Origin of the sequence: Microcystis sp. LE19-8.1F (genome assembly GCF_027531715.1) — a bacterium.
Lineage (GTDB): Bacteria > Cyanobacteriota > Cyanobacteriia > Cyanobacteriales > Microcystaceae > Microcystis > Microcystis wesenbergii_A.
Genome location: NZ_JAPZSO010000073.1, coordinates 1 through 25,998 on the forward strand (window position 1 = coordinate 1; position 25,998 = coordinate 25,998).

Genomic DNA, 25,998 nt, shown 5'->3' on the forward strand with positions numbered 1-25,998 from the left:
GGAACCATCTTGACCGGTGATGCCAGTAATCAGGGCGCGTTTCGGTTGAGTCATCAGTAATTTACCTAATCGGGAAGAATAAAGACCAGGGCAGGGTCTGACTGCTTATAGCACACTTTAGCCCCTTAGGACAAGTTTGGCGATTAGTTAGGGTTTGCTGAATAAATCTGAAAACCTTGTTGGGTAACACTTTTAGACCTTTTGTCAATCAAAAAGTACCAGATATGGGAGTGATCGGGGGGAAAATTCCGGGACTTTTTCCCTGAAAATTAGGTAATTGACCTCCTCAAAATCGGTAAAACCCTACACCCTACACCCCACCCCCCCGATGTCGGGGGGGTTGGGGGGGCCACACCCTGTCCCCACGAAAAACTTTTTGCCGCAAACCCTAGTTATCGGCACGGTCATGGCAAAATCGCCTTAACCTGAATTCAGGTGTGGCAGTCCCTTTAACCCGCAATCCTTCCCCGTCTCTGGGGTTGCCCCAATCTTGTCCTGAAAACTCTTGCAACAAATAGCACAAATCTGTTATTATGGTTTGTCTGTGTCCCGATTAACCATACCAGTATTGAGAACAAGAAACGACTGTGGCTAATACAAAGTCTGCACTCAAACGAGTCCAAATCTCCGAAAGAAATCGTCTCCGCAACAAAGCGTACAAGTCAGCCGTAAGAACCCTGATCAAAAAATGTCTTGTCGCTGTCTCGGCCTACGGAGCCAACCCCAGCCCAGAAGGGCTAGAAAGCGCCCAACAAGCTCTATCGGAAGCTTACAGTAAAATCGATAAAGCCGTCAAGCGCAACGTCTTGCACCGGAACAACGGCGCTAGAAAAAAAGCTGGTTTAGCCAAAGCTTTGCAAAAAGTTAGCCAAGCTTCCTAAGAAACAAGTAAGCTGTAATCAGGACAGACGCAACAAGCGATCGGGGGTCGATGCAATTAATAGATACGCACGTTCATTTGAACTTTGACGTTTTGCAAGCCGACTTGCCCGCTATCTCCGAACGTTGGCGAAGTGTGGGAGTCGTTCATCTGGTTCACTCCTGTGTCGAACCGGAGGAGTTTGCATCGATTAAAGCCATTGCTGATCAATTCGAGGAAATTTCCTTCGCCGTCGGTTTACATCCCCTAGATGCCCAAAAATGGCGAGACAATAGTGCCGATCAGATCGAATCCCTAGCCCGATCTGATCGGCGCGTCGTGGCGATCGGGGAAATGGGTTTAGACTTCTATAAAGCGGATAATCAAGAGCAGCAAAAACAGGTCTTTTGGACGCAATTAGAAATCGCCCATCGTCTCGATAAACCCGTGATTATCCATTGTCGAGATGCGGCCCTGGTCATGCGGGAGGAAATCAGCGCCTTTCGGCAACAAGTGGGCAAAATTCGCGGCGTGATGCACTGCTGGACGGGCAACCCCGAAGAAACTCAATGGTTTTTAGATTTGGGTTTTTACATCAGCTTTAGCGGCATCGTCACCTTCAAAAACAGTAAAACCGTGCAAGCTGCCGCCCAAATCGTCCCCAGCGATCGCCTACTGATCGAAACCGATTGCCCCTTTCTCTCCCCCAATCCCCACCGCGGTAAACCCTGTGAACCCTCCTTCGTCTTCCACGTGGCCGAAACCGTCGCCCGTCTGCGCGGCTATCCGGTCGAAACCCTAGCCGAACAAACCACCCACAACGCCCGCCACTTATTTCAACTCCCCAGTTAAAAAACATAGTTTATTAGACAGGAGAAAGGAGAAAGGAGACAGCTTTTATTTATTCTCCCCGCTCTGGCACTCCCCTACTCCCCCATCACCGTTCGGCTGAGCTCACGGCCGAAGCCCAACCCCTCACTTCTCACTGATATCCGACCGTCGCTATCGTGTCATCAGCCCTTGTAACCATTATGAACAATCTTACCTTTAACCTCTTACCCGACCTCATCGAAATCCAACACTCCAGTTTTCGGTGGTTTTTGGAAGAAGGACTAATCGAGGAACTGAACAGCTTTTCCCCCATCAGCGACTATACAGGTAAATTAGAACTACATTTCCTCGGCCAGGACTACAGACTCAAAGAACCGAAATACAACGTCGATGAGGCCAAACGACGCGATAGCAGCTATTCCGTTCAGATGTACGTTCCCACCCGTTTAATCAACAAAGAAACCGGAGAAAACATCGAACAGGAAGTCTTTATCGGCGATTTACCCCTGATGACCGAACGGGGAACCTTTATCATTAACGGGGCCGAACGGGTCATCGTCAATCAGATCGTCCGTTCTCCCGGTGTTTACTACAAAGCCGAAATCGACAAAAACGGTCGCCGCACCTACTCCGCTTCCCTGATTCCCAATCGAGGAGCTTGGTTAAAATTTGAAACCGACAAAAACGGCTTAGTCTGGGTCAGAATCGACAAAACCCGCAAATTATCCGCCCAAGTTCTCCTGAAAGCGATCGGATTGAGCGATAACGAAATCTTTGACTCCCTACGCCATCCCGAATTCTACCAAAAAACCCTCGACAAAGAAGGCAATCCCAGCGAAGAAGAGGCACTCCTCGACCTGTACCGCAAACTACGACCCGGGGAACCTCCCACCGTCACTGGCGGACAACAACTGCTCGAATCGCGTTTTTTTGACAATAAACGCTACGATCTCGGGCGCGTTGGTCGTTATAAACTCAACAAAAAACTACGCCTCAACGTCCCCGATAACCAGCGCGTTCTCACCACCATCGACATCTTAGCGGCGATCGACTACCTAATTAACCTCGAATTTGACATCGGCAACACCGACGACATCGACCACCTCGGCAACCGTCGCGTCCGTTCCGTGGGTGAACTGCTACAAAACCAAGTGCGAGTGGGTTTAAACCGCTTAGAAAGAATCATTCGGGAACGGATGACCGTCAGCGAATCCCAAAACCTCACCCCCGCTTCCCTAGTCAACCCGAAACCCCTAGTAGCGGCGATTAAAGAATTCTTTGGTTCCTCGCAACTCTCCCAGTTTATGGATCAAACCAACCCCCTAGCGGAATTGACCCATAAACGCCGCATTTCCGCCCTTGGACCCGGCGGTCTCACCCGGGAACGGGCCGGTTTTGCCGTGCGCGACATCCACCCCTCCCACCACGGTCGCATTTGTCCGGTGGAAACCCCAGAAGGTCCCAACGCCGGCTTAATCGGGTCCCTCGCCACCTACGCTCGCGTCAACGACTACGGTTTTATTGAAACCCCCTGTTACGCGGTGGAAAATGGCCGAGTCCGCTACGATCTCCCCGTTAAATACCTCACCGCCGACGAAGAAGACGATCTCAGAGTCGCACCGGGAGACGTGGCCACCGATGAAAATGGTTATATCCTGGGCGAAACTATCCCCGTGCGCTATCGGCAGGAATTCTCCACCACCTCCCCCGAACAAGTGGACTACGTTTGTGTTTCCCCCGTGCAAATTGTCTCGGTGGCCACTTCCCTGATTCCCTTCCTCGAACACGACGACGCTAACCGCGCCCTCATGGGTTCTAATATGCAACGACAAGCGGTTCCCCTGCTGCGTCCCGAACGTCCCCTTGTGGGTACCGGATTGGAAGCACAGGCCGCTCGCGACTCCGGTATGGTCATCGTTTCCCGTACCAATGGGGTCGTTTCCTACGTCGATGCTAACCGGATTCGCATCAAAGTGGCGGATGAAGACAAAGAGATTTTTGGCAAGAGCGAGATCGAGTACGAAATTCAGAAATATCAACGCTCTAACCAAGATACCTGCTTAAATCAGCGTCCTTTAGTCTATCAAGGTGAACAGGTTGTCCCCGGACAGATCCTCGCCGATGGTTCCGCCACCGAAGGAGGAGAAATCGCCCTCGGACAGAATATCCTCGTCGCCTATATGCCTTGGGAAGGCTATAACTACGAAGATGCGATTTTAATCAGTGAAAGACTGGTGGCACAAGACACCTACACCAGCATCCACATCGAAAAATACGAAATCGAAGCCCGTCAAACTAAGCTAGGACCAGAGGAAATCACCAGGGAAATTCCCAACGTCGGTGAAGATGCCCTGCGAAACCTCGATGAACGCGGTATTATTCGCATCGGTGCCTGGGTAGAAGCCAGCGATATCCTTGTGGGGAAAGTCACCCCGAAAGGCGAATCAGACCAACCCCCCGAAGAAAAACTACTGCGGGCAATTTTCGGCGAAAAGGCACGGGATGTACGGGATAACTCCCTGCGCGTTCCCAACGGCGAAAAAGGCCGGGTAGTCGATGTGCGGGTATTTACTCGCGAACAGGGGGATGAATTACCCCCTGGGGCCAATATGGTGGTGCGGGTTTACGTTGCCCAAAAACGCAAAATCCAAGTGGGCGATAAAATGGCGGGTCGTCACGGCAATAAAGGGATTATTTCTCGGATTCTGCCCCTGGAAGATATGCCCTACCTCCCCGATGGTCGCCCCGTCGATATCGTTCTCAATCCCCTAGGGGTTCCCAGTCGCATGAACGTCGGTCAGGTGTTTGAATGTTTACTGGGTTGGGCCGGGGAAAATCTGGGCGTGCGCTTTAAGATTACTCCCTTTGACGAAATGTACGGGGAGGAAGCCAGCCGTTTAACCGTCCACGGATTGCTAGAAAGTGCCTCGAAAAAACCCAATCGCGATTGGGTGTTCAAGGAAGAACACGCCGGTAAAGTCACCGTCTACGATGGTCGCACCGGCGAACCCTTTGACCGTCCCGTTACCGTCGGTATGGCCTATATGTTAAAACTGGTTCACCTGGTTGATGATAAGATTCACGCCCGTTCTACCGGTCCCTACTCCTTGGTTACTCAGCAACCCTTGGGCGGTAAAGCTCAACAGGGGGGTCAGCGCTTCGGAGAAATGGAAGTCTGGGCCCTAGAGGCCTACGGGGCGGCCTATACCTTGCAGGAATTGCTAACGGTAAAATCCGATGATATGCAAGGACGGAATGAGGCTTTAAATGCGATCGTAAAAGGCAAGCCGATTCCCCGCCCGGGTACGCCAGAATCCTTTAAGGTTTTGATGCGAGAATTGCAATCCCTCGGCCTCGATATCGCCGTTCATAAGGTGGAAAATGCCCCCGATGGTACTTCCCGCGATGTGGAGGTGGATCTGATGGTCGATGTCGGTCGTCGCGCCCCCTCTCGCCCCACCTACGAATCCTTAACCACGGAAGACCTTGAGGAAGAAGAATCGGAAGTGTAATTTCAGTTATCAGTAATCAGTGAGAAGTCAGGAGTCAGTAGTCAGGAGACAGGAGAGAATTTTCAAGGAAAAAGCAAAAAAAAGGACAGTAAAGTAAAAATTTGCCTATTCCCCGTTCCCTATTCCCTGTTTCCTGTTCCCTTTTCTAACTGATAGCTGATGGCTGATGGCTGATAGCTAATAGCTGTTTACTTGTTACCCGGATCGAGATGTTTTATAACCAAACTGTTGACAAAGGAAAACTGAAAAAACTGATCGCTTGGGCCTACCAAAACTACGGTTCGGCGCGCTGTTCACAAATGGCCGATGAATTGAAAAACCTCGGGTTTCGTTTCGCTACCAAAGCAGGGGTTTCCATTAGTGTGGATGATTTAACCGTACCGGCAGCTAAACGACAAATGATCGAAAGTGCCGAACAGGAAATCCGGCAAACCGAACAGCGTTATGTGCGCGGGGAAATCACCGAAGTGGAACGCTTCCAAAAAGTAATTGACACTTGGAATAGTACATCTGAATCGCTTAAAGATGAAGTAATTCGCAACTTCCAAGTTACCGATCCCCTCAACTCCGTCTATATGATGGCTTTCTCCGGGGCGCGGGGTAATATGAGCCAAGTGCGTCAGTTAGTCGGAATGCGGGGATTAATGGCCAATCCCCAGGGGGAAATTATTGACCTCCCGATTAAGACTAACTTCCGGGAAGGATTGACCGTTACCGAATACGTTATTTCCTCCTACGGGGCGCGCAAAGGTTTAGTCGATACAGCCCTACGGACGGCAGATTCCGGTTATCTGACCCGTCGTCTCGTCGATGTGTCCCAAGATGTCATCGTCCGCGAGGCCGATTGTGGCACCAATCGTTACATCGAATTAACCGCCATGACCGATGGCGATCGCGTGTTAATTCCCTTAAGCGATCGCCTATTAGGTCGTTCCCTGGCCGAAGATGTGGTGGTCAATGGAGAAGTGATCGCCAAACGCAACCAGATTATCGATGACGAAACCGCCGAAAAACTAGGGTTACTCGTCGATAAAATCAAAGTCCGCAGCCCCTTAACCTGTGAAGCAGCCCGCTCGGTTTGTCAAACCTGTTACGGTTGGAGTCTGGCCCACGGTCATCCGGTAGATATGGGGGAAGCAGTGGGAATTATTGCCGCCCAATCGATCGGGGAACCGGGGACTCAGTTAACCATGCGTACCTTCCACACTGGTGGCGTATTTACCGGAGAAGTGGCCCGGCAAGTGCGGAGTCCCTTCGAGGGAACCGTGCGTTTTCTGCCGGGGTTAAGTATCCGTAACGTGCGAACTCGCCACGGGGATGAACGGGATCAGGTGGAGGCCCCGGGGGAAATTAAATTAACACCCAAGGATAAAACTAAAGAAACTGTCACCTACTCTTTGACTCCGGGTTCGCTGCTATTCGTCACCGATGGCGCAACAGTAAGCGAGGAACAGTTACTAGCGGAAATTACCTCCGATAAAGTCCAAAAATCCACGGAAAAAGCCACAAAAGACGTAACCAGTGACTTAGCCGGCGAGGTGCTATTCTCCCAATTAGTCCCAGAAGAAAAAACCGATCGCCAAGGCAATACCACCCGCATCGCCCAAAGGGGGGGATTACTATGGATTCTCTCCGGAGAAGTGTATAACTTACCCCCAGGGGCTGAACCCGTGGTCAGTAACGGCGATCAAGTACAAGTGGGGGATGTTCTGGCGGAAACTAAGTTGGTATCCACTAACGGCGGTTTGGTGCGTTTAGCCCCCAATAGCCGGGAAATCGATATCGTCACCGCTTCCGTGTCTTTGGATCAGGCCGAAGTAAAAGTAGAAAGCAGTGCCGGTCGGGAACAATTTATTATTCATACGGTCGATGGTCAACGCTTCCTGCTGAAAACCACTCCGGGGACAAAAGTACAGAATCATGCCATTGTCGCCGAGTTAATCGACGATCGCTATCAAACCCACACCGGCGGGATGATTAAATACGTCGATATCGAAGTCTCCAAAGGCAGCCGCAAACAGGGTTATGAAATCACCAAAGGCGGCACGATCCTCTGGATTCCCGAAGAAACCCACGAAGTCAATAAAGATATCTCCCTCTTACAGGTGGAAGATGGGCAGTATGTGGAAGCAGGGGAAGAAGTGGTTAAAGACATCTTCTGTAACTCTAGCGGTGTGGTGGAAGTTATCCAGAAAAATGACATCCTCCGGGAGATCATTGTCAAACCGGGGCTGTTATTTATGGATCTCGAACCGGAATCCTCCGGAATTGCCCAAGAACAGTTAATTTACCCCGGGACACAGTTGACTCCCGAAGTCACGATCGAGGAGTTACGGCAAGCGGAATGGGTGGAAACTAACGAGGGCTTGGGGTTACTACTGCGACCGGTACAGGAGTTCACCGTACAGGACCAATCCACTTCTCCCACCCAAGGTTCGGCTAACCAAGAAGGAGGACGACATATCGAACTGCGATCGGTGCAGCGCATTTTCTTTAAAGACGGGGAAAGAGTTAAATCCGTCGAGGGTTGTCAACTGATCAGCACCCAATTAGTCCTAGAAATTTCTAGCGAAGAACCGGAATCGGTCTCCCATCTGACGGCCGATATCGAGTTAGAACCGATCCCGCAGGGATCCGCGAAGCGGTGCGAGGACAGCGATTGTCAGCGTTTACAGTTAGTTATTCTCGAATCTCTGGTGCTGCGTCGGGATAGTGATAGTGATCCTTTAGGGGGTAATACTCATACTCGCGTTCTCGTCCAAGATGGCGATGAAATTCCACCGGGGGCAGTGGTGGCCCGAACCGAGATTCAGTGTAAGGAAACTGGAGAAATTCGCGGGATTCGCAAGGGTAGCGAAGCGGTGCGCCGTCTTTTAATCGTGCGTACCAGTGACGAGTTTATTCTCCCGCTCCCCTTCGACGTAGCTCAGGGCAAGGCTGTTGCTCCCACCGTCAAGGCTGGGGATCTGGTGATCGCCGAAACCGAGATCGCTGCCGGGGTTTTAGCCCCCAATTCTGGTCAAGTGCTGGCCGTTGAAAAAACCGCCACCGGCTACGAAATCCGTCTGCGTAGCGCCCGACCCTACCGAGTATCGGCGGGGGCCATTCTGCACATCGATGAGGGGGATTTAGTCCAACGGGGCGATAATTTGGTGCTGTTGGTGTTTGAGCGCTCGAAAACCGGGGATATCATTCAAGGTTTACCCAGAATCGAAGAACTGCTCGAAGCCCGCAAACCAAAAGAGGCTTGTGTCCTGGCACGCAAACCGGGAGTTTGTCAAGTGGAGTACCAAGATTCTGAGATTGTCGATATTAAGGTGGTCGAGGATGACGGTACGATCAGTGAATATCCGCTTTTAGGCAGTCAAAACCCTCTGGTGAGCGATAATCAGCGTATTGATGTGGGTCAGGCGTTAACCGATGGTCAGGCTAATCCCCACGAGATTTTAGAGGTGTTCTTTAATTATTATGTGGATAGCCTGGGCAGTTACGAGGCGGCCCTGAAAGCCTTGGAAAAAACCCAGATGTTCCTCGTCGATCAGGTACAGTCGGTTTATCAATCCCAAGGGATCGATATTGCCGATAAACATATTGAAGTGATCGTGCGTCAGATGACCTCTAAGGTGCGGATCGATGACGGCGGCGATACCAGTATGTTACCTGGGGAATTGTTGGAACTGCGACAGGTGGAGACGGTCAACGAAGCCATGTCGATCACCGGTGGGGCGGCAGCTAAATATACGCCTGTACTACTGGGGATAACCAAAGCTTCCTTGAATACCGATAGCTTTATCAGTGCCGCCTCCTTCCAAGAAACCACCCGCGTCCTCACCGAAGCGGCGATCGAAGGCAAGTCCGACTGGTTACGGGGTCTCAAGGAAAACGTGATTATCGGTCGTCTGATTCCGGCGGGTACTGGCTTCAATTCCCACGAAAACACGGCGGGGATCAGCGATTACACCCCCCCAGAGGAGGAATATAACTACAACAATCGTAGCTATTACGCTCCCCCCGGCGGCCTCGGCTTGCCCCCTCGTCCCGGTTTCGGCGATAGTAGTGACGATAGCGATATGATTCTTGACGATCAAACCGCTCGCGCCTACGCTGAGGGTGATGTGGTCGATTTAGAGGATGATGAGATGGCTTTTCTTTCTTCCCGCGGCAGCAGTCGCTTTAGTCGCCAACCCATCAGCGATCGCTGGTCAGAAGCTGATGAGGAAGGGGAGGAGGACGATTTCGAGGAGGATTACGAAGAAGAAGAATAATCGTCTGTCGAGATATTACAAGGAGCAACGGGAGACACGGGGAGGCAAGGGCAATTTTTCTAGAGAAAAACCCTTGTTATCCCCCAAAAATCTCCTGCTTCTCTCCCCAAACTCCCTAATTTTCTGGCTAATTCACACTAAATCCGGTTATTAAAGACTGATTATCTATTGCCCCTTTTGCCGTTCGGCTGATCTCACGGCCTTTTGCCTTTTGCCTTTTGCCTTTTGCCTGTCCTAATATGTAGCCTATACTCAACGGATTTAGTATCACCTGAGTTTGGCAATAAAAGACGGCTGCCTTTTTTGTCAACCAGAAAGGAGACAAAGTAAGGATTTTCTGAATTTTCTCTCAAGTCGGGATGACAGGATTTGAACCTGCGGCATCCTGCTCCCAAAGCAGGCGCGCTACCAAGCTGCGCTACATCCCGAAGTAAACTCCTTTTTTAGTATAGCCTAAGAGCCGCATTATTAATCGGGATACCAAAACATCCCTTTGATACCTTCGGGATCGAGAACAAAACCGAGACGACGATAGAAATCCACCACCTGCGGATCGGCGAAAAGAGTTATATTACTGATGTCCTCACCCCGCAACTTCCTAATCATAAATTTCATTAATGCTTTACCAAAGCCTTTACTTTGATAGTGAGGATGAACAACCACATCCCAGACCGTAGCATTAAAAGCGTGATCGGAAGTGGCACGAGCAAAACCCACTAAACGACGGCGATTACCTCGCACTTCCCACATCGACACCACTAAAAAACTACATTCGATCGCCTTTTTAACTTTGCGTAAAGGACGACGGGCCCAACCTACCGAGTCACAAAGTTCTTCTAACTCATACAGATCTAGCTCTCGATCGGTACTAAAAAACACTCGCGTCTGTCCGAGGTCGTTCTGGGCAACCTCTACCAAGTCTCCCGAATAGTCAGGTGGTGCAGTGACTTCCGAGCTATTAAACAATCTTTTCCAAAAAACCATGCCGGGGGGCTACTGCCTCAATATTGTCCTTTTAGCCTAGTATATTTTATTTTCCCCTCTCTAAGAACAATCGGGCAACCTGAGTCCAAATTTGATTGGTTGAGTACGGAGAGGGTGGGATTTGAACCCACGAACCATTGCTGGTTACTCGATTTCAAGTCGAGCGCGATCGACCACTCTGCCACCTCTCCAAGGCAGTCAGACCTATATCCTATCATTACATCTCTTGCATAAATCAAAAAATTTTCCGCAAATGTAGGGAAAAGGGCTGCATATTATCGGGTTAAGGGTTAAGGATTAAAGGTTAAAATTTCCCCCTTCCCCCTTCCCCGACTTCTGCAAGAAGTCTATTCTAGTCAATTAGAGGCGTAATTAGGGCTTTCTGAGCAGGATTTTGGGCGGGCCTATCGGCCAGACCAGGATCACTTCCCCTTACCCCCCCACCGAGATGACCGACTTATTTCTTTAATTTCTGTAATTTTCGGCTTTCACGGGGGAAAACTCAAATTAGAATAGGGAGGAGTGCCTTGAAATTGCTGTTTTGACGTATAATCACCTCAATAAAATTTAGAAGCTTCTAGAGTTGATAGTTTTAAACCGTTCTGTGAGGAAAATGTATTTATTATGAGTTCAATTATTGAAATCGGCGACCAAAAAATTAGCGAGTCAGAGGTCTTGCCTCTTTTGGCAAAATATGGTATGTTGCCGCAGTTAATCCGGGAAGTAATTATCGAGCAAGCGATCGCCAATATCGCCTGCAATCCCGAAGAAAGAAACGCGGCCTATTCCCGTTTCTATCAAAATAATCAAATTGCCAACGATGAACAAATGAAATCTTGGTTACAACAAAACGGGATGAATTCCGAACAACTAGAATATCTAATTCTTCGGGACATTAAATTGGAAAAATTTAAACAGGAGACTTGGGATAACAAAGTAGAATCCTACTTCTTGCAAGTTAAAAATCAATTGGATAAGGTGGTTTATTCCCTGATTCGGACAAAAAATATCGGCATTGCCCAAGAACTATTTTTCCGGATACAGGATCGAGAAACTAGCTTCGCTGAACTAGCCAAAAAATACTCCCAAGGAGCAGAAGCAGAAACCGGAGGACTAATCGGACCGGTGGAACTGAGCAGCCCCCATCCCCAGATTGGGCAAATTCTCAAAGCTAGTAAACCGGGGCAACTGTGGCCACCGACGCAAGTGGGAGAATGGGTCGTAATTGTCCGGTTAGAAAAATACTTATCCTGTGAACTGGATACTCCCACCCGTCAACGCTTACGCAATGATTTATTCCAACAATGGTTAATGACTCAAATGCAAACAGTGAAATTTATCCCCGAATCAACCCTTCGACAAAGCTCAGGGCAAGCCCCAGTTAATAGCGAGCAGTTATCGGTTATATAGCATTCCTTGGAAAACCGGGTAAACCCAGTCTTTTCGCCTAATTATTTGCCAACCTAGTCAATTTTCGCCTAGCTAATGAGTTATACCACCTTAGATTTTACCGCCTTTCTGGAGACTGTACAGCCCTTCGATCGCCTGCCCGTCGAGGTTAGACGTTCTCTGGGCCAGAAATTACAACCCTTTCGCTATGAGATGGGCAATGCGATGCTCAAGTGCGATCGCTTACCCTCTCACCTCGTCCTTCTCTACGAGGGAGAGGCCAGACTTTTGGGTTACGATGCTAGGGTAAACAATCCGCTGCCGGTCACTTTGGCTAAATTGCAGCCGGGGGATTTATTCGGGTGGATGAGTCTTCTGCGCGGTAGCCCCTGTGAAACGGTGATCGCTTCTTCGGAAGTCACGATCTGTTTAACCTTAAAAGAAGAGGATTTTTGGTCTTTAATCAACAATTACCCAGAATTTAAGGAACATTTCTTTAAAGAAACCTCGATCGCTGAAGTTTATGCTCTCCTAGGCTCCTATCTCAATCAACAGGCCTGGGGTGGGGGAGACCTCAAAGAAATTGCACAGGCTCTTTTAAACAAAGCTTGTGTGTCCTACGACCAAATTAACGATGATTATCTCTGGTTAGTCAGCGAAAATAGCGATAATTATCCTATCGGCACAGTTATCACCCAAAATAATCCGACTAAGACCCGCTTATTAGGTCTTTCCTCCGCTCAGTTAGACGAATTCTTGACAGTTGCAACCGAAGCAGCCGCGGAAACAGAAACGGATGATATCTGGGAAACCCAAGTCATTAGAGGAAATAAACCCACCCAAGTATTAGATATCCCCCAGGGACAAATAAGCGACATCACCAGCGATCTCCCCGTTGAAAAAACTGTCCAGAAAAACCGCAAGTCATATCCTTTTTTCGGGGGAAAAACGGAATTAGAGGCGGTGAGTGCCTGTTTTCAGATGCTCTGCAAATATTTTAATATCCCCTTTCGCAAGGACGTGATCCAACGCATCCTAGCGGATCAACTGCAAAGAACCGGCAGCCTTTCCCTACCTCTGTGTGGGGCTGTAGCCGAGGTAGTGGGACTCCATAGCCAATTAGTACCCCTAAATGCCTCTTCCTTGCCCAATATTAACCCTCCTGCCCTAATTCGCTGGCAAGACACCATCGTTATCCTCTACGAAATTAATCAACGGGAAACCACGATCGCTGTTCCCCAAAGGGGGATAATTAAACGCAAAACCAGCGAATTTCTGGAATCTTGGGGCGAAAAAGGGGAAGTAATTCTGCTCAAACCCACCAAACACACCCAGCAACAGCGTTTTGGCCTATCATGGTTTTGGCCTTCTGTCAAGAAACATAAACGAGTCTTAATAGAAGTTTTTATCGCTTCTTTCTTCGTGCAGTTATTTGCCCTGGCCAATCCCTTGATGATTCAGGTGATCATCGATAAAGTGATTGTGCAGAATAGCCCGGAAACCTTGAATACCCTCGGGGTTTTCCTGTTAGTAATTGCCGTTTTCGAGGGAATTTTAACCTTTTTGAGAACATCTCTTTTTGTCGATACCACTAACCGCATCGACATGACCCTCGGTTCGGAAATTATCGATCACCTGCTGCGCTTACCCCTAAAATACTTTGAACGGCGGCCGGTGGGGGAAATTTCGACAAGAATCAACGAATTAGAGAATATTCGGCAGTTTTTAACAGGTACAGCCCTGACGGTGGTGTTAGATGCCATTTTCTCGGTTATCTATATCGTGGTTATGTTGATCTATAGCCCGATCCTAACCTTTTGGGCCTTGGGAGTCGTGCCGATTTTAGTTCTCTCCACAGCTATTTTCGCACCGATCGTGCGGCGACAACTGCGAGCAAAAGCCGAACGAAACGCCGAAACCCAATCCTATCTCGTGGAGGTAATGACGGGAATTCAAACGGTGAAAGCACAGAATATCGAATTGCGTTCCCGTTGGCAGTGGCAAGAGCGTTATGCGCGCTATGTGGCCGAAGGTTTTCAAACGGTAATGACCTCAACTTTGGCCGGTTCCTTTAGTCACTTCTTTAACCAATTATCGGGTTTATTAGTGCTGTGGGTGGGAGCAGCCTTAGTTTTAGACGGAAAACTCACTCTTGGTCAATTAATCGCCTTCCGGATTATCGCTTCCTACGTTACCTCGCCGATTCTGCGTTTGACCCAACTCTGGCAAAACTTCCAAGAAACCGGCTTATCGCTGGAAAGATTAGCCGATATCGTCGATACTCCCCAAGAAGCGGAACTTGATCGCCAAAATATCCCCATGCCCTTAATTAAAGGCCATGTCACCTACGAAAACCTCGCTTTCCGCTTCAATCCCCACGGCGCCCTGCAACTATACAACGTCAATTTAGAATTCCCCTCTGGCACTTTTGTCGCTTTGGTGGGAGAAAGTGGCGCCGGGAAAAGTACCATCACTAAACTATTAGCCCGTCTCTACGAACCAGAATCGGGACGGATTCTCATCGATGGCTACGATATCAACAAAGTGGAACTCTATTCCCTGCGTCGTCAAATCGGCATGGTTCCCCAAGAAACCCTATTATTTGACGGTACGGTACAGGAAAATATCGCCCTGACTAACCCCGATGCTACTGTGGAGGAAATTGTCTCGGCAGCAAAAGCAGCCGCAGCCCACGAATTTATTATGACCCTGCCCAATGGCTATAATACCCGCGTCGGTGAACGGGGGGCATCCCTATCGGGGGGACAACGACAACGGGTTGCGATCGCTCGTTCCGTCCTGCAAAGACCGCAAATTCTCATTCTTGATGAGGCCACCAGCGCCCTCGACTATAACACCGAACGGCAAGTGTGTCTGAATCTCAAAGAAGCTTTCAAGGATCATACGGTCTTCTTTATCACCCATCGTTTAGCTTCGATCAAATCCGCCGATATTATTGTCATGATGGATAAAGGGACAGTAGCGGAGGAAGGCACCCACGAGGAATTAATGGCCAAAAAAGGCCTTTACTATACCCTCTATAAACAACAGGATTCGCAAATCTAGTCAGTCGGGAGACAGGAGACAGGAGACAGGAGCCGGTAGTCAGGAGATTGCCTTTATTTATGATCCCCACTACCCCACTACCCTCTCCCCAATTCATAATTCATAATTGATAATTTCCTCTCCCCGCCCTCATCTCCCCACTTCCCTAACACCCAACAAATATAGGAGAATCCCTATGAACGGTAATTCTAACAACGGTCAAAACGGCAACGGCAACGGTAAAAGCGATGAACTTACCCAAGCGGGTAAAAACGTGGCCACTACCACGAAAAATAAAAGTATTACCCCTTCTTTACCCACTTTCAGCCCACCAGAACAATCGGTGATCCTGAAACAATCGCCCATTTGGTCGCGGACGATTATCTGGACATTAATGAGTGTCACCACTGCCGCTTTAATTTGGTCAGCGTTCGCCAAAATCGAGCAGGTGGTGGGCGCCCAAGGACAACTTAAACCCCAGGGCAAAGTGCAAGAAGTACAAGCACCGGTGAATGGGGTAGTACAGGAAGTTAAAGTTAAAGACGGCGATCGAGTTAACAAAGGTGATTTACTGGTTTTAATGGATTCCAGTGCCTCGAAAGTGCAGTTAGAATCGTTGAGAACAATTCGCACCACTGCCGAGAAGGAAAATCAATTCTATCGTCTCCTAATGGCGCAGGATCTGACACCGGCACAAGTGGAGAGTTCGATCGCTCAATTAAAATTACCGAGTGAAATCGCCGATTTAGCCCGTAATCGTGCCGCTTTAGTGGCGGAAAATCAACTTTATCAAGCACAGGTCAGTGAAGGTGCTTCTAGCTCTGCTTTACAAGGGGATCAATTAGCCCGTTTAGGGGCTGCCCGACGGGAGGCCAATTCTCGACAAGCGGCCGCTAGATTGGAAATGGAACAATTAGAAAAACAATTGGCCCAAACCAGAGTACAGTTGGCCGATGCCCGCTCGCAATTAATCAAAGATCGTCTCGTCCTTGAAGAAATTAAAACTCGTAATGGCAATGCGATGAAACAGGGCCAAGAAAGCTTGGATATCGAGCGTAATATTCTCAAAGATATTGAACCCTTGGGGGATGAAGGTGCGATCGCCCGTTATCAGATTAATAAACAAAAACAATCAGTCACCGACCGTCAAAATGAACTGCAGCAGCAAGAGGCTAACGGCAAAATCGATCGAGAAAAACAAGAGAAAGAAGTACAAACCCGCATCGCCGAAATTTCCCGTTTGGAACAGGAAGAAAAGCGTTATTCCTTGTTGATCTCCCAAGCGCGAGAAAAGCTGATTAATACCACGGTAATCACGGAAAAAGATGTGCGCGATAAAATGGCGGACAATCACAAACGGATCGCTGAAATCGATAGTCAGATCAGTCGCATTATCATTGATAACAACAAGCGCATTGCTGAACTAGACAGTCAAATTAGTCAAGCACAACAGACGATTAAATATCAAAAAATTACCGCCCCGATTGATGGTGTGGTCTTCGATCTCAAGGCCCGGCCCGGGTTTGTTCCCCAACCAAGTCAAGCGGAAGCATTATTAAAACTTGTTCCCGATGGCTGTCCCACCCAAGTCAAAGATGCTGCTAAAGGTTGTTTAGTGGCAGAGGTGGACGTGACTAACCAAGACATCGGTTTTGTGCGCGAGGGACAAAAAGCCGATATTCGTATTGATTCCTTTTCTTACAGTGAATACGGCGATATTAAAGGAGAAGTAATCTCTATCGGTTCCGATGCTTTACCTCCCGATGAAAATCACCGTTTTTATCGGTTCCCAGTCCGGGTACGCTTGAACAGTCAAGAGTTAGTTTTGAAAGATAAATCCACTCTGCCGCTGCAATCGGGGATGTCCGTGAGCGTGAACATCAAAGTCAATGAAAATCGCACCGTTTTGGGACTATTTACCGATATGTTCAATAAACAGGTGGATACTCTCAAACAAGTCCGTTAAGCGAAAAAATTCGGGGGTAGATCCTGCCAACGGCCCGATCCGATGGCGCTAATCGCTTCCGAGAGGTTAACTGCACCGGTATAAAGAGCGCGGCCCACGATTACTCCCGTTACTCCCAAAGGTTCCAAAGACAATAAACTCAGTAAGTCCGTCAGAGAACTAATGCCCCCAGAGGCGATGACGGGAATTTCGACGGATTCGGCTAATTCTCGCAAAGCCGCCAGATTAGGGCCAGAAAGCGTGCCATCTCGATGAATATCAGTGTAGATAATCGTGCTGGCTCCTCTTTTTGCCATATCTTGACCGAGAGCGATCGCATCTACCGCAGAAGTTTCTAACCAACCCCGGGTGGCTACTTTGCCATCGCGAGCATCAATACCGACAATTATTTGCCCCGGAAAGCTTTGACAAAGTTCGCTGACCAATTCTGGCTTTTCTACGGCTACTGTCCCTAAAATCGCCTTTTCTACCCCGATTTTTAGGAGATTACTCACCGTTTCTAGATCTCGCAGTCCACCCCCCACCTGTACGGGAATGGCAATATCATTAAGAATTGTTTCAATAGTTGACAAATTAACCGATTTACCCTCTTTGGCTCCATCCAAGTCAACTAAATGTAATCTGGTTGCCCCTTGATTGACCCATTCTCGCGCCACTATTGCGGGATTATCGTTAAAAACCTGCGATTGTTGGTAATCTCCCTGATAAAGTCGCACACATTTGCCATCGAGAATATCAATAGCGGGGATAACTTCCATGTTTTTCTCAATATCTAACTAAGGAGCGTTTTTTATTATATAGTACCAGCCGTCAGAATTCAGGAGTCAGGAGTCGGTCGTCAGGAGACAGGAGACTCCGAGACAGGAGATTGCCTTTATTTATTCTCCCCTCTCCCCGCTCCCAATTCATAATTTATAATTTATAATTCATAATTCCCTCTCCCCACTTCCCACTTTCCTATACCTTTTAAACAGGATTTAGTATGAGGGGTCCCTTGGCCAGCTATTTTAGCTATTTCTGGTTGTTTATAGATAATCTTCAGAATATTAATCGATTCCTAGGGGAAAAAATTCTTCTAGAATGATAAGTACATATACGAGAGGAATTATACTCATGTCTGCTGGGAAGTTTCAAACAGCCGCTTCATTATCCTATCGAGAGCTAGAAATACTCGATTTAGTGGCTAATGGTTTAACTAATCAAGAAATCTCGGAAAAGCTAGAGATTAGTAAGCGTACCGTTGATAATCATATTAGTAATATCTTGACAAAAACAAAAACCGATAATCGGGTGGAATTGGTGCGTTGGGCATTGCATTGGGGTAAAGTTTGTCTGGATGATATTAATTGTTGTATTCTTCCTTCCCCAGCGCCGACCGATGATCAGGTTTCCTAAACTTCTGGGACTTTTGCTTGCGGTTAATATCATCAGTCTGGGGGGATGTAGTGATGCGGGTTTTGTCACCCCTCCCCAACAGCTTTTAGGAAATACTTTAAATACCCCTTCCTCTGAAGATAATCCCCGTTTTAACTACGATGGTCGTTATCTGGTTTTTGCCTCCGATCGCAGGGGTCAACGAACGATTTATTTATTCGATCGAGTGGCTAATCGTTTAGTTCCCCTACCGGGGTTAAATCAAGCAAAAACCTATCAAGATCAACCGGATATTAGTGCTGATGGTCGTTATATTGTTTATGTATCGGAACAGTCCGGTAAACCCGATATATATATTTATGATCGACAAACTCTGCAAGCAAAAAATCTCACCGACAATATTTTAGGAGAAGTGCGTCGTCCGACGATTAGTGGTAACGGTCGTTTCATTGCTTTTGAAAGTAATCGTTTCGGTCAATGGAATCTGGAAATATTCGATCGAGGTGGCGAAATTTCTCCTTCTTTACCCCCGATCAATTCTTCCCCGTCTCGATGATCACTGATCAGTAAACAGTAATCAGTAATCAGTGAAAAGACAGCGCTGTTACTGCCATTTGATGATGCACACTTAACCTGAATTATTCACCAATTGCCAAAACCCTGATTATGAGAGGGTCTCAAAAAACAGTCTGTTTTTTAGCTAGATCCCTGAATGATTTTCCGAGCAAGGCTTTTGAGTATTTTCCCAAATTTTCATGAATAATACAGGTTAATACTCAAAACTGATAACTGATAACTGATGACTGATAACTGATAACTGACAAGGCCGACAGCTTTCTTTTGCCTTTGGCCTTTTTACTTGGTATAAAGTAGGTTTATTGAAGAAGTGGAGGGAATCATCATCCTATGGCGATAATGACAAAATCATTTAGACAAAGACTGGCAGAGATTTTCGGGTTTGACCTGCGATCGCTGGCTTTATTTCGCATTGCCTTGGCGTTAGTGGTTTTAGTAGATTTATCGGTTCGTTTTAGCCAATTAACCGCCCATTACAGCGAATTAGGGGTTTTACCACTAGGAAGCTTATCGAAAGTCTCTGCTAGTCCTTTTTACTGGTCTATTTTTGCTCTCAGTGACTCGGTGCTGGTGCAGAGTATCCTATTTATTGTGGCCATAGCGATCGCATTATTGCTTTTAATTGGCTATCATACCCGTTTAGCCACGATCGCCACTTGGGCGCTAATCGTCTCTTTACATCATCGCAACCCCCTGTTACTATTTGCCGCCGATGACGTAATCCGGGCAGTATTATTCTGGGCGATGTTTTTACCCCTTGGTGCCTGTTATTCCGTGGAAAGTGCCTTAAACACCAATCCCAACCCTTTACCCAAGCGTGTGGTTTCGGCCGCCACGGTGGCTTTTATGATACAGGTGTGTTACATCTATATGTGGTCAGTGGTCTTTAAACTCAAAAGTGAGACTTGGTGGCCCGACGGTACAGCCGTTTATTACTCTCTTAGTTACGATCAATACGCTACCGCTTTGGGGAGTTTTTTACTGACTTTACCGCAGCAATTCCTCAAATTCCTAACAATTTCAGCCCTAGGCTTTGAATGGTTCGGTCCGCTCTTGATGTTTGTTCCCTTTCGCAATAGTTTATTTAAAATAATCGCCGTAGTTTTCTTTATTTTCTTGCATACGGTTTTTGCACTGATTCTACATTTAGGGGTTTTCCCTTTCTTGAGTGTTACCCATTGGTTGCCCATTATCCCTAGCTTAGTCTGGGATTGGGGACAAAAACGGATAAGAAACCCAGAAAGAGAAGGTTTAAGGATTAATTATGATCGAGATTGTGGATTTTGCAAGAAAGTTGTTCATCTTCTCCGCACTTTTCTCATTTTACCCGGCACTCCCCTGTTAGTCGCTCAGGATAACCCCTCAATATACGAGGATATGGTGTCCCAAAATTCTTGGGTGGTGGAAGATTGGCAGGGAAAACGTCGGTTTAAATGGTCAGCAGTGGTTTATATTGTCAGTCTTTCGCCAATTTTCTGGTTTTTAGCGCCAATTTTGCGTTTACCGCCCCTCATGACCCTGGGAACGAGAATTTATGAGTGGATTGCCTCCCATCGTCGTTTTATGGGCAATTTCACCAAACCTCTCAAGTTTCGTCCCCTGACGATTAAATCCTCTTTACCCTTAAATATTTTGGCAATTTTCTTCTTATTGTTGGCCAGCATCTGGAATTTACGCAGTTTTGTCCGGCAATCGGTCGATAGGGGCGATTTAAATACACCTCTAATTCAATCCCTCGATCGCTTGCTCACCCGTCGTACTTTTAATACAATTGATATTCTGGCAAGAATAACTCGTTTAGACCAGTATTGGACTATTTTCTCCCCTAGTCCCCCTCGCGATGATGCTTGGTTTGTGGCAGTCAGTCAATTAGCCGATGGTTCCACGGTAGATATATTTAGAGAAGGACAGCCGGTAATTTGGGATAAACCCACGGATAGCGATCGCAATCGTTTGTATAAAACCATGCAGTGGCGAGTATATTTTATTAATCTTAATCGAGCTATCGGTCGGTCAGTTTATGGAGAGTTTGGTCAGTATCTCTGTCAAAACTGGAATCAGCAGCACAGTAGGGATCAACAGATTAAATCCCTGCAACTTTATATTATGCGGGAAAGGACTGTCCCCCCCGGAGAAAAACAGGGAATCGAAAAAGAGCTAATCTGGCAGCAAAATTGTCTTTAATCAGTTATCAGTTATCAGTTATCAGTTATCAGTTATTAGTCAGATCAAAGTTATCTTGTCATGTTTGTCAGAAAAATGGCTAATTAATGAAACAACAAATAACTAAAATCTGATTGCCTCTTTTTCCCTTTCCCACTAACTACCGCTCAACTTTAAACATCGCTAGAACCGCTCTGGAGAGTAGCGAAGGATTTTTCAAAATTCATTCTCTGTTCAGCATTGCGGAGAAAGTAACCACTCATCATTGCCGAGGCCAATAACCGGCCCAGATGTTCGCGACTGGTACTGATAGTGACCCCGAAATGTTCAGAGGGAAGGTTGCCCAAAAGTCCGATAATGTTGCGTTCCATCACCTGGAAAACCTCTTGGGACTCCGGTTTCGAGAGTTGGGCGATTGTTTCTGGACTTAGGGTCTGGACATACTGCCACAAACTCTCAGAAAATTCACTATCGGTACCGAATAAATTGTGAGGGCGATCGTTTTCTCTATACACCTTTGATCTCCTTAACTCAATTTTTTTATAAACTATCCTTTTGGTTCTTCCAATTTAACAGTTTTTTGAGATAGTGGGAGTCGGTAGAACCGAACCTGAAGGGGATGGTCATCCCAAGCAGAAAATCCATCTGCGGCAAAAATCAAAAACTGTCCCGAGAAGCGGATAACCGATCACTGTTCACTGATAACTTTTATTTACCCATACCTAACTGTTGGGCCTTTTGATAGACTTTACCCTCCGTCAGCAGCGAAGGAGCAATCACCACTTCCACCTGTTGCATTTCCTTTAAGTTCTTAGCACCTAAAGTCCCCATACTGGTTTTCAGCGCCCCCAAGAGGTTATGAGTACCATCATCTAATTTTGCCGGTCCAACGAGGATTTCGGCAATAGTTCCCGTACTGCCCACACTAATCCGGGTCCCCCGGGGTAGAACCGGGCTAGGTGTGGCCATACCCCAGTGAAAACCGCGGCCGGGGGCCTCCACGGACCGGGCAATGGGAGAACCAATCATCACCGCGTCGGCGCCACAGGCGATACATTTGCAGATATCACCGCCGGTAATAATGCCGCCATCGGCAATAACGGGGACGTATTTACCGGTTTCTTGGAAAAAATCGTCCCTAGCGGCGGCACAATCGGCCACGGCAGTGGCTTGGGGAACTCCCACTCCTAAAACGCCGCGAGAAGTACAGGCGGCCCCCGGACCGATACCGACCAAAACCCCGGCTGCCCCAGTTTTCATCAGGTTAAGGGCGACTTCGTAGGTGACGCAGTTACCCAAAACCACGGGAATGGGCATTTCTTGGCACAGTTGCACTAAATCGAGGGGGGTGATAGCTTCCGGGGATAAATGGGCAGTGGAAACAACGGTTGCTTGGACAAAGAGAATATCGGCCGCTGCTTGGGCGACGATGGCACCGTATTTGACGGCACCGGCAGGGGTGAGGCTAACTGCCGCAATACCGCCTTTTTCTTGAATTTCTTGGATACGAAGCTCGATTAGTTGCGGTTTAATCGGTTCTGCGTAGAGTTCCTGCATTAAACCGACGAATTCTGCTTTGCCGACCGCCGCAATGCGATCGAGAATCGGGTTAGGATCCTCGTAACGGGTTTGAATACCTTCGAGGTTTAGTACCCCTAGCGCCCCCAACTCGGAGAGGAGGACGGCCATTTTAGTATCGACCACCCCATCCATAGCGCTGGCGATAATCGGGATTTCCCGCTCGATATTGCCGAGAGACCAACGGGTATCGGCTAAACTAGGATCGAGGGTTCGCACTCCGGGTACAAGTGCGATTTCATCGATACCGTAAGCTCTACGGGCTGTTTTGCCCCGACCAATAATTGTATCCACGTTTCTATACTATTTCAGACCTATTTAGCCTAGACTAGCAAATTTCGCACCATCTCGAAAAACTTTTCGGTATTATGGCTGACTAGGCCCTGGGAAAATAATCGCCGCAGTCGATCGCTTGTTCGGTGTTGGCGCTCCTGGGTTGTACACTACATTTGAGGCGATAATCGTTGGTAAAGTAGCGGCAGTGGGAGCAAGGGATCGAGTGCATCCGTCGGGCAACTTGCCAACTATCGCGCACGGCACTGGCTAAAGACCAGCAAACTAAAGCGATAATGGCAGCGGCGATTGAAAAACGTAAAATAATCCAGATTTCCATAGCGAGCAACTAAAATTACCTGATGTGGATGGGAATCAACCGAGGCAATTGGCAGATGGTTAGATACTGAACAGTTTACTGACATCCAGACTAACCATTAGCAATCACCAGACTTTTAAGAACATTTTCGGTCATGGCCGCTAGTTGATCCAATTGTTCCTGATGGCGTTTTGCCTGTTTTTTGGCTTCTACCTTGCGTTTCAGGGCTTCCCGGGCTAAATCATCGCGATTTCTGCTTAAAGCTTCGATCGCTACTCGATTCCATGTTTCTGCTTCTTGAATGGCTTTTTTGTACTGGGGTTGAATTTCATCCCAACTGACCTTAAGACTGCTTAAAGCCCCTTTTAACAGGGTTTGGGCATTGTTGGGGTCGGCTCCGATGAGGGATTTTTTCAGAGGTTCGTAGAGTCCCACCGCTTGTAAATGGGTAATAATCGGGATAAATTCTTCTATCTGTTGACTTTTGCTAATACCGGTCTTACACCAAGTGGCAAAATGTTCGCAGTTGTTAAAAAGAAGATTATATTTCTGTTCCCCCAGACGACTTAGAGCCCTTTCTACCACCACATCGGGGATAAAGGAAAATCCCACCTCTACATGGCGCACCACATAGATTTTACCGCCCCTAGCAAAGGTTTCTAGGGAAGTTCGTTCCACAATCTCGCTCGGTTTTCGGTAATGAATGACGCTACCATCACCGCAATCGATGCCATGATGAGCATAAACACCCTGAAGATTGAGCAATTCTCGATAGGCGTATATTTGATCCCCTCTAGCCATGTTTTTTTAGTGATAAAGTAAACAAGGAGATTGTCTATTGAGCCAGTTTTTCTGGTTATTAATCTTAATTTTAATCAAAATATCCCAGATTGCGATCAAAAGTATAGAAGCCAATAAAATGTAATTTGCTGGGTAACTTTGCTTAAGGAGTAATTTAGATAGTCAACAGCTTGGCTCTTAATTGGTTGGACTGGCAGCGCATTTGATTAAGTTCAGCTGCCGACATTCGATCGAGATGACCTAAAATCATATTAACTCGACCTTGGCACTTTAATTTTTCTCGATGTCGTGCCAAAAAATCCCAGTAAAGAAAGTTAAAAGGACAGGCGAAATCCCCGACTCGTTCATTTTTTTTATACACACAACCCCGACAATAATCACTCATTTTATCAATATAGTTGGCAGAGGAAGCGTAGGGTTTAGAGGCGAGAATTCCCCCATCGGCAAATTGTCCCATTCCCAGTACATTAGTCTGCATTACCCAATCGTAGGCATCGATAAAAACACTATGAAACCAGTTTTCAATCTCTTGGGGAGAGCAACCAAAAATTAGGGCAAAATTGCTCAAAATCATTAATCTTTGAATATGATGGGCATAACCAGTATTTTCCACCTGTGATAATACTTGTTTGAGGCAATTCATCTCGGTTTGGTTACTATCCCAAAAGAAAGCCGGTAAGGGTTGTTGATGCTCAAACCAATTACGATTAGCGTAATCTTCTCCCAAATAATGATAAATTCCCTGCATATATTCCCGCCATCCCAACACCTGACGGATAAATCCTTCGATGCTATTCAGGGCTAAATTATCTTTTTTATAGGCAATTTCTGCCGATTGAATCACTTGCAACGGCGTTAGTAATCCTAGATTAAGATAGGGAGATAATAGGGAATGCCAGAGGGTTTCTTCTTCCGTTACCATCGCATCTTGGTAGGGTCCAAAGTTGGGCAGACAATTAGTAATAAAATGCTCCAAAACCTGTAAAGCTTGTCTGCGGTTTACTGCCCAGCGAAAAGGTTTGATTTTTCCATATTTAGGAATATCTAAAGCTTCCACATCAGCGATAACCTGAAGGGTAATTTCATCGGGTTCAAACCAAAGAGGAGCAGCAGTTTTTAATCCATCCTTGGGCGGTTTACGGTTTTGTTTATCAAAGTTCCATTGTCCTCCTATGGGTTGATTATCCTCGATTAAAATCTGCCATTTTTTGCGACTTTCTCGATAGAAATCCTCTAGTAATAGTCTTTTACGAGATTTAGCCCAATTATTAAAATCTGTCCTTGTCCAGAGAAAGTGATTATTATCAATTAGGGTTATAGCACAGTCTAAATTGAGATTTTTAATTAATCTAAGAAAGGGCAAATCATTAGGCATCATGATCTGTAATTCTTTAATGCCTAATCGTTTAATCCAAGCAGATAAAATCGGTTCAAAATCTTCAGCAACTTCGTAGGTGACAGACCATCCTAAAGTTTTTAATTCTTCGGCAAAATGACGCATCGCCGACCAGATTAAAACTAATTTTTGCTGATGATAGGGTCTTTGTCGAATATGAGTGTGGGATTCAATTAAAATAACCGGCGTTTCCTGTGAATAGCCTTGACGATTAGCTAAGGCAGCTTGTCCTGTCCATAATTGATCCCCTAAAATCCAAATACCAATGGTCATAATTATCTCATGGCCTCTACTATTCCCCCGTATTTTTTAGCCATAATATCCGCCATTTCCCGAGCAGAAAATTTACTGGCTTTGTCCATGGTAGGTGTAAATGTTCCAGTAGAGGTTAAATAATGGGTAAATACCCCGACTTTTTTGCTAATAATCCACATATTTCTTGAAGTCAAAAATCAAAAAGGGGATGGGTTGTGGGGTGTGGGTTGTGGGGTGTGGGGTGTGGGGTGTGGGGTGTGGGTAGTTTTCTCAGTGAACTGATAACTGATAACTGATAACTGATAACTGATAACTGATAACTGATAACTGATAACTGATAACTGATAACTGATAACTGATAACTGATAACTGATAACTGATAACTGATAACTGATAACTGATAACTGATAAC

General features: G+C 47.0%; 18 protein-coding genes and 2 tRNA genes. 10 read left to right on the forward strand and 10 right to left on the reverse strand.

The window, feature by feature from the left end; all coding sequences use genetic code 11:
* The first annotated feature begins 587 nt into the window (after nt 1-587).
* From rpsT to O9334_RS07570, 4 genes are all read left to right on the forward strand, one after another.
* Nucleotides 588-881 (forward strand): 30S ribosomal protein S20, encoded by a 294-nt coding sequence (gene rpsT, locus O9334_RS07555; RefSeq protein ID WP_002737368.1) that lies wholly within the window; start codon nt 588-590, stop codon nt 879-881.
* A 50-nt stretch (nt 882-931) separates the two neighbouring features.
* Nucleotides 932-1,711, forward strand: coding sequence for a TatD family hydrolase (locus tag O9334_RS07560; RefSeq protein WP_045359882.1), 780 nt, complete (start codon nt 932-934; stop codon nt 1,709-1,711).
* Nucleotides 1,712-1,890: 179 nt separating this feature from the next.
* Nucleotides 1,891-5,202 carry a DNA-directed RNA polymerase subunit beta gene (gene rpoB / locus O9334_RS07565; RefSeq protein ID WP_045359884.1) on the forward strand — a complete coding sequence of 1,104 codons (3,312 nt, stop codon included), beginning with the start codon at nt 1,891-1,893 and terminating at the stop codon, nt 5,200-5,202.
* Between the two features lie 209 nt (nt 5,203-5,411).
* Nucleotides 5,412-9,467, forward strand: coding sequence for a DNA-directed RNA polymerase subunit beta' (locus tag O9334_RS07570; protein WP_045359886.1), 4,056 nt, complete (start codon nt 5,412-5,414; stop codon nt 9,465-9,467).
* Nucleotides 9,468-9,821: 354 nt separating this feature from the next.
* Here the strand turns inward: O9334_RS07570 and O9334_RS07575 are convergent.
* The 3 genes from O9334_RS07575 to O9334_RS07585 form a co-directional block, all read right to left on the reverse strand.
* Nucleotides 9,822-9,895 (reverse strand) — tRNA-Pro (locus O9334_RS07575).
* Nucleotides 9,896-9,935: 40 nt separating this feature from the next.
* Nucleotides 9,936-10,451 carry a GNAT family N-acetyltransferase gene (locus O9334_RS07580; protein WP_045359889.1) on the reverse strand — a complete coding sequence of 172 codons (516 nt, stop codon included), beginning with the start codon at nt 10,449-10,451 and terminating at the stop codon, nt 9,936-9,938.
* A gap of 106 nt (nt 10,452-10,557) precedes the next feature.
* Nucleotides 10,558-10,642 (reverse strand) — tRNA-Ser (locus O9334_RS07585).
* A 433-nt stretch (nt 10,643-11,075) separates the two neighbouring features.
* On the opposite strand from O9334_RS07585, the gene O9334_RS07590 reads away from it, so the two are divergent.
* The 3 genes from O9334_RS07590 (at nt 11,076) to O9334_RS07600 (ending at nt 16,851) form a co-directional block, all read left to right on the forward strand.
* Entirely contained in the window at nt 11,076-11,861 is a 786-nt protein-coding gene (locus O9334_RS07590; protein WP_045359891.1) for a peptidylprolyl isomerase, read from the forward strand.
* 75 nt (nt 11,862-11,936) lie between these two features.
* Complete coding sequence (locus O9334_RS07595) at nt 11,937-14,906, forward strand: peptidase domain-containing ABC transporter (protein WP_287999774.1); 2,970 nt, start codon at nt 11,937-11,939, stop codon at nt 14,904-14,906.
* Between the two features lie 175 nt (nt 14,907-15,081).
* Nucleotides 15,082-16,851, forward strand: coding sequence for a beta-barrel domain-containing protein (locus tag O9334_RS07600; protein WP_045359895.1), 1,770 nt, complete (start codon nt 15,082-15,084; stop codon nt 16,849-16,851).
* On the opposite strand, the gene hisA is transcribed toward O9334_RS07600, so the two are convergent.
* Nucleotides 16,848-17,609, reverse strand: a complete 762-nt coding sequence (gene hisA / locus O9334_RS07605) for a 1-(5-phosphoribosyl)-5-[(5-phosphoribosylamino)methylideneamino]imidazole-4-carboxamide isomerase (RefSeq protein ID WP_045359897.1) — start codon at nt 17,607-17,609, stop codon at nt 16,848-16,850. The two genes, O9334_RS07600 and hisA, sit on opposite strands and share 4 nt — an antisense overlap.
* Nucleotides 17,610-17,964: 355 nt before the next feature.
* Between hisA and pedR the strand changes: the two genes are divergently transcribed.
* From pedR to O9334_RS07620, 3 genes are all read left to right on the forward strand, one after another.
* On the forward strand, nt 17,965-18,246 hold the full coding sequence (gene pedR / locus O9334_RS07610; RefSeq protein ID WP_045359900.1) for a photosynthetic electron transport-dependent transcriptional regulator PedR: 282 nt from the start codon (nt 17,965-17,967) through the stop codon (nt 18,244-18,246).
* Nucleotides 18,230-18,781 (forward strand): TolB family protein, encoded by a 552-nt coding sequence (locus tag O9334_RS07615; protein ID WP_045359901.1) that lies wholly within the window; start codon nt 18,230-18,232, stop codon nt 18,779-18,781. The genes pedR and O9334_RS07615 overlap by 17 nt, the downstream gene beginning before the upstream one ends.
* A 350-nt stretch (nt 18,782-19,131) precedes the next feature.
* Nucleotides 19,132-20,985: a DCC1-like thiol-disulfide oxidoreductase family protein gene (locus tag O9334_RS07620; RefSeq protein WP_287999775.1), complete on the forward strand. Its 1,854-nt coding sequence runs from the start codon at nt 19,132-19,134 to the stop codon at nt 20,983-20,985.
* A gap of 152 nt (nt 20,986-21,137) precedes the next feature.
* On the opposite strand, the gene O9334_RS07625 is transcribed toward O9334_RS07620, so the two are convergent.
* From O9334_RS07625 to O9334_RS07650, 6 genes are all read right to left on the reverse strand, one after another.
* Nucleotides 21,138-21,479, reverse strand: coding sequence for a DUF760 domain-containing protein (locus tag O9334_RS07625; RefSeq protein ID WP_045359905.1), 342 nt, complete (start codon nt 21,477-21,479; stop codon nt 21,138-21,140).
* 193 nt (nt 21,480-21,672) lie between these two features.
* On the reverse strand, nt 21,673-22,836 hold the full coding sequence (locus tag O9334_RS07630; RefSeq protein ID WP_045359907.1) for a GuaB3 family IMP dehydrogenase-related protein: 1,164 nt from the start codon (nt 22,834-22,836) through the stop codon (nt 21,673-21,675).
* 82 nt (nt 22,837-22,918) lie between these two features.
* Complete coding sequence (locus O9334_RS07635; protein ID WP_041804354.1) at nt 22,919-23,155, reverse strand: hypothetical protein; 237 nt, start codon at nt 23,153-23,155, stop codon at nt 22,919-22,921.
* A 90-nt stretch (nt 23,156-23,245) separates the two neighbouring features.
* Complete coding sequence (locus tag O9334_RS07640; RefSeq protein WP_045359911.1) at nt 23,246-23,935, reverse strand: lecithin retinol acyltransferase family protein; 690 nt, start codon at nt 23,933-23,935, stop codon at nt 23,246-23,248.
* Between the two features lie 154 nt (nt 23,936-24,089).
* Complete coding sequence (locus O9334_RS07645) at nt 24,090-25,604, reverse strand: cryptochrome/photolyase family protein (RefSeq protein WP_287999776.1); 1,515 nt, start codon at nt 25,602-25,604, stop codon at nt 24,090-24,092.
* Between the two features lie 2 nt (nt 25,605-25,606).
* Nucleotides 25,607-25,765: a hypothetical protein gene (locus O9334_RS07650; RefSeq protein ID WP_190380145.1), complete on the reverse strand. Its 159-nt coding sequence runs from the start codon at nt 25,763-25,765 to the stop codon at nt 25,607-25,609.
* Nucleotides 25,766-25,998: the final 233 nt, after the last annotated feature.

Excerpts from the sequence above, each read along its gene's own strand:
- hisA (WP_045359897.1), bottom strand. The coding sequence starts at position 17,609 with ATGGAAGTTATCCCCGCTATTGATATTCTCGATGGCAAATGTGTGCGA.
- O9334_RS07570 (WP_045359886.1), top strand. The coding sequence starts at position 5,412 with ATGTTTTATAACCAAACTGTTGACAAAGGAAAACTGAAAAAACTGATC.
- O9334_RS07635 (WP_041804354.1), bottom strand. The coding sequence starts at position 23,155 with ATGGAAATCTGGATTATTTTACGTTTTTCAATCGCCGCTGCCATTATC.
- O9334_RS07615 (WP_045359901.1), top strand. The coding sequence starts at position 18,230 with ATGATCAGGTTTCCTAAACTTCTGGGACTTTTGCTTGCGGTTAATATC.
- O9334_RS07640 (WP_045359911.1), bottom strand. The coding sequence starts at position 23,935 with ATGGCTAGAGGGGATCAAATATACGCCTATCGAGAATTGCTCAATCTT.
- O9334_RS07620 (WP_287999775.1), top strand. The coding sequence starts at position 19,132 with ATGGCGATAATGACAAAATCATTTAGACAAAGACTGGCAGAGATTTTC.
- O9334_RS07645 (WP_287999776.1), bottom strand. The coding sequence starts at position 25,604 with ATGACCATTGGTATTTGGATTTTAGGGGATCAATTATGGACAGGACAA.
- O9334_RS07580 (WP_045359889.1), bottom strand. The coding sequence starts at position 10,451 with ATGGTTTTTTGGAAAAGATTGTTTAATAGCTCGGAAGTCACTGCACCA.
- O9334_RS07650 (WP_190380145.1), bottom strand. The coding sequence starts at position 25,765 with ATGTGGATTATTAGCAAAAAAGTCGGGGTATTTACCCATTATTTAACC.
- O9334_RS07595 (WP_287999774.1), top strand. The coding sequence starts at position 11,937 with ATGAGTTATACCACCTTAGATTTTACCGCCTTTCTGGAGACTGTACAG.
- pedR (WP_045359900.1), top strand. The coding sequence starts at position 17,965 with ATGTCTGCTGGGAAGTTTCAAACAGCCGCTTCATTATCCTATCGAGAG.
- O9334_RS07560 (WP_045359882.1), top strand. The coding sequence starts at position 932 with ATGCAATTAATAGATACGCACGTTCATTTGAACTTTGACGTTTTGCAA.
- rpoB (WP_045359884.1), top strand. The coding sequence starts at position 1,891 with ATGAACAATCTTACCTTTAACCTCTTACCCGACCTCATCGAAATCCAA.
- O9334_RS07600 (WP_045359895.1), top strand. The coding sequence starts at position 15,082 with ATGAACGGTAATTCTAACAACGGTCAAAACGGCAACGGCAACGGTAAA.
- O9334_RS07590 (WP_045359891.1), top strand. The coding sequence starts at position 11,076 with ATGAGTTCAATTATTGAAATCGGCGACCAAAAAATTAGCGAGTCAGAG.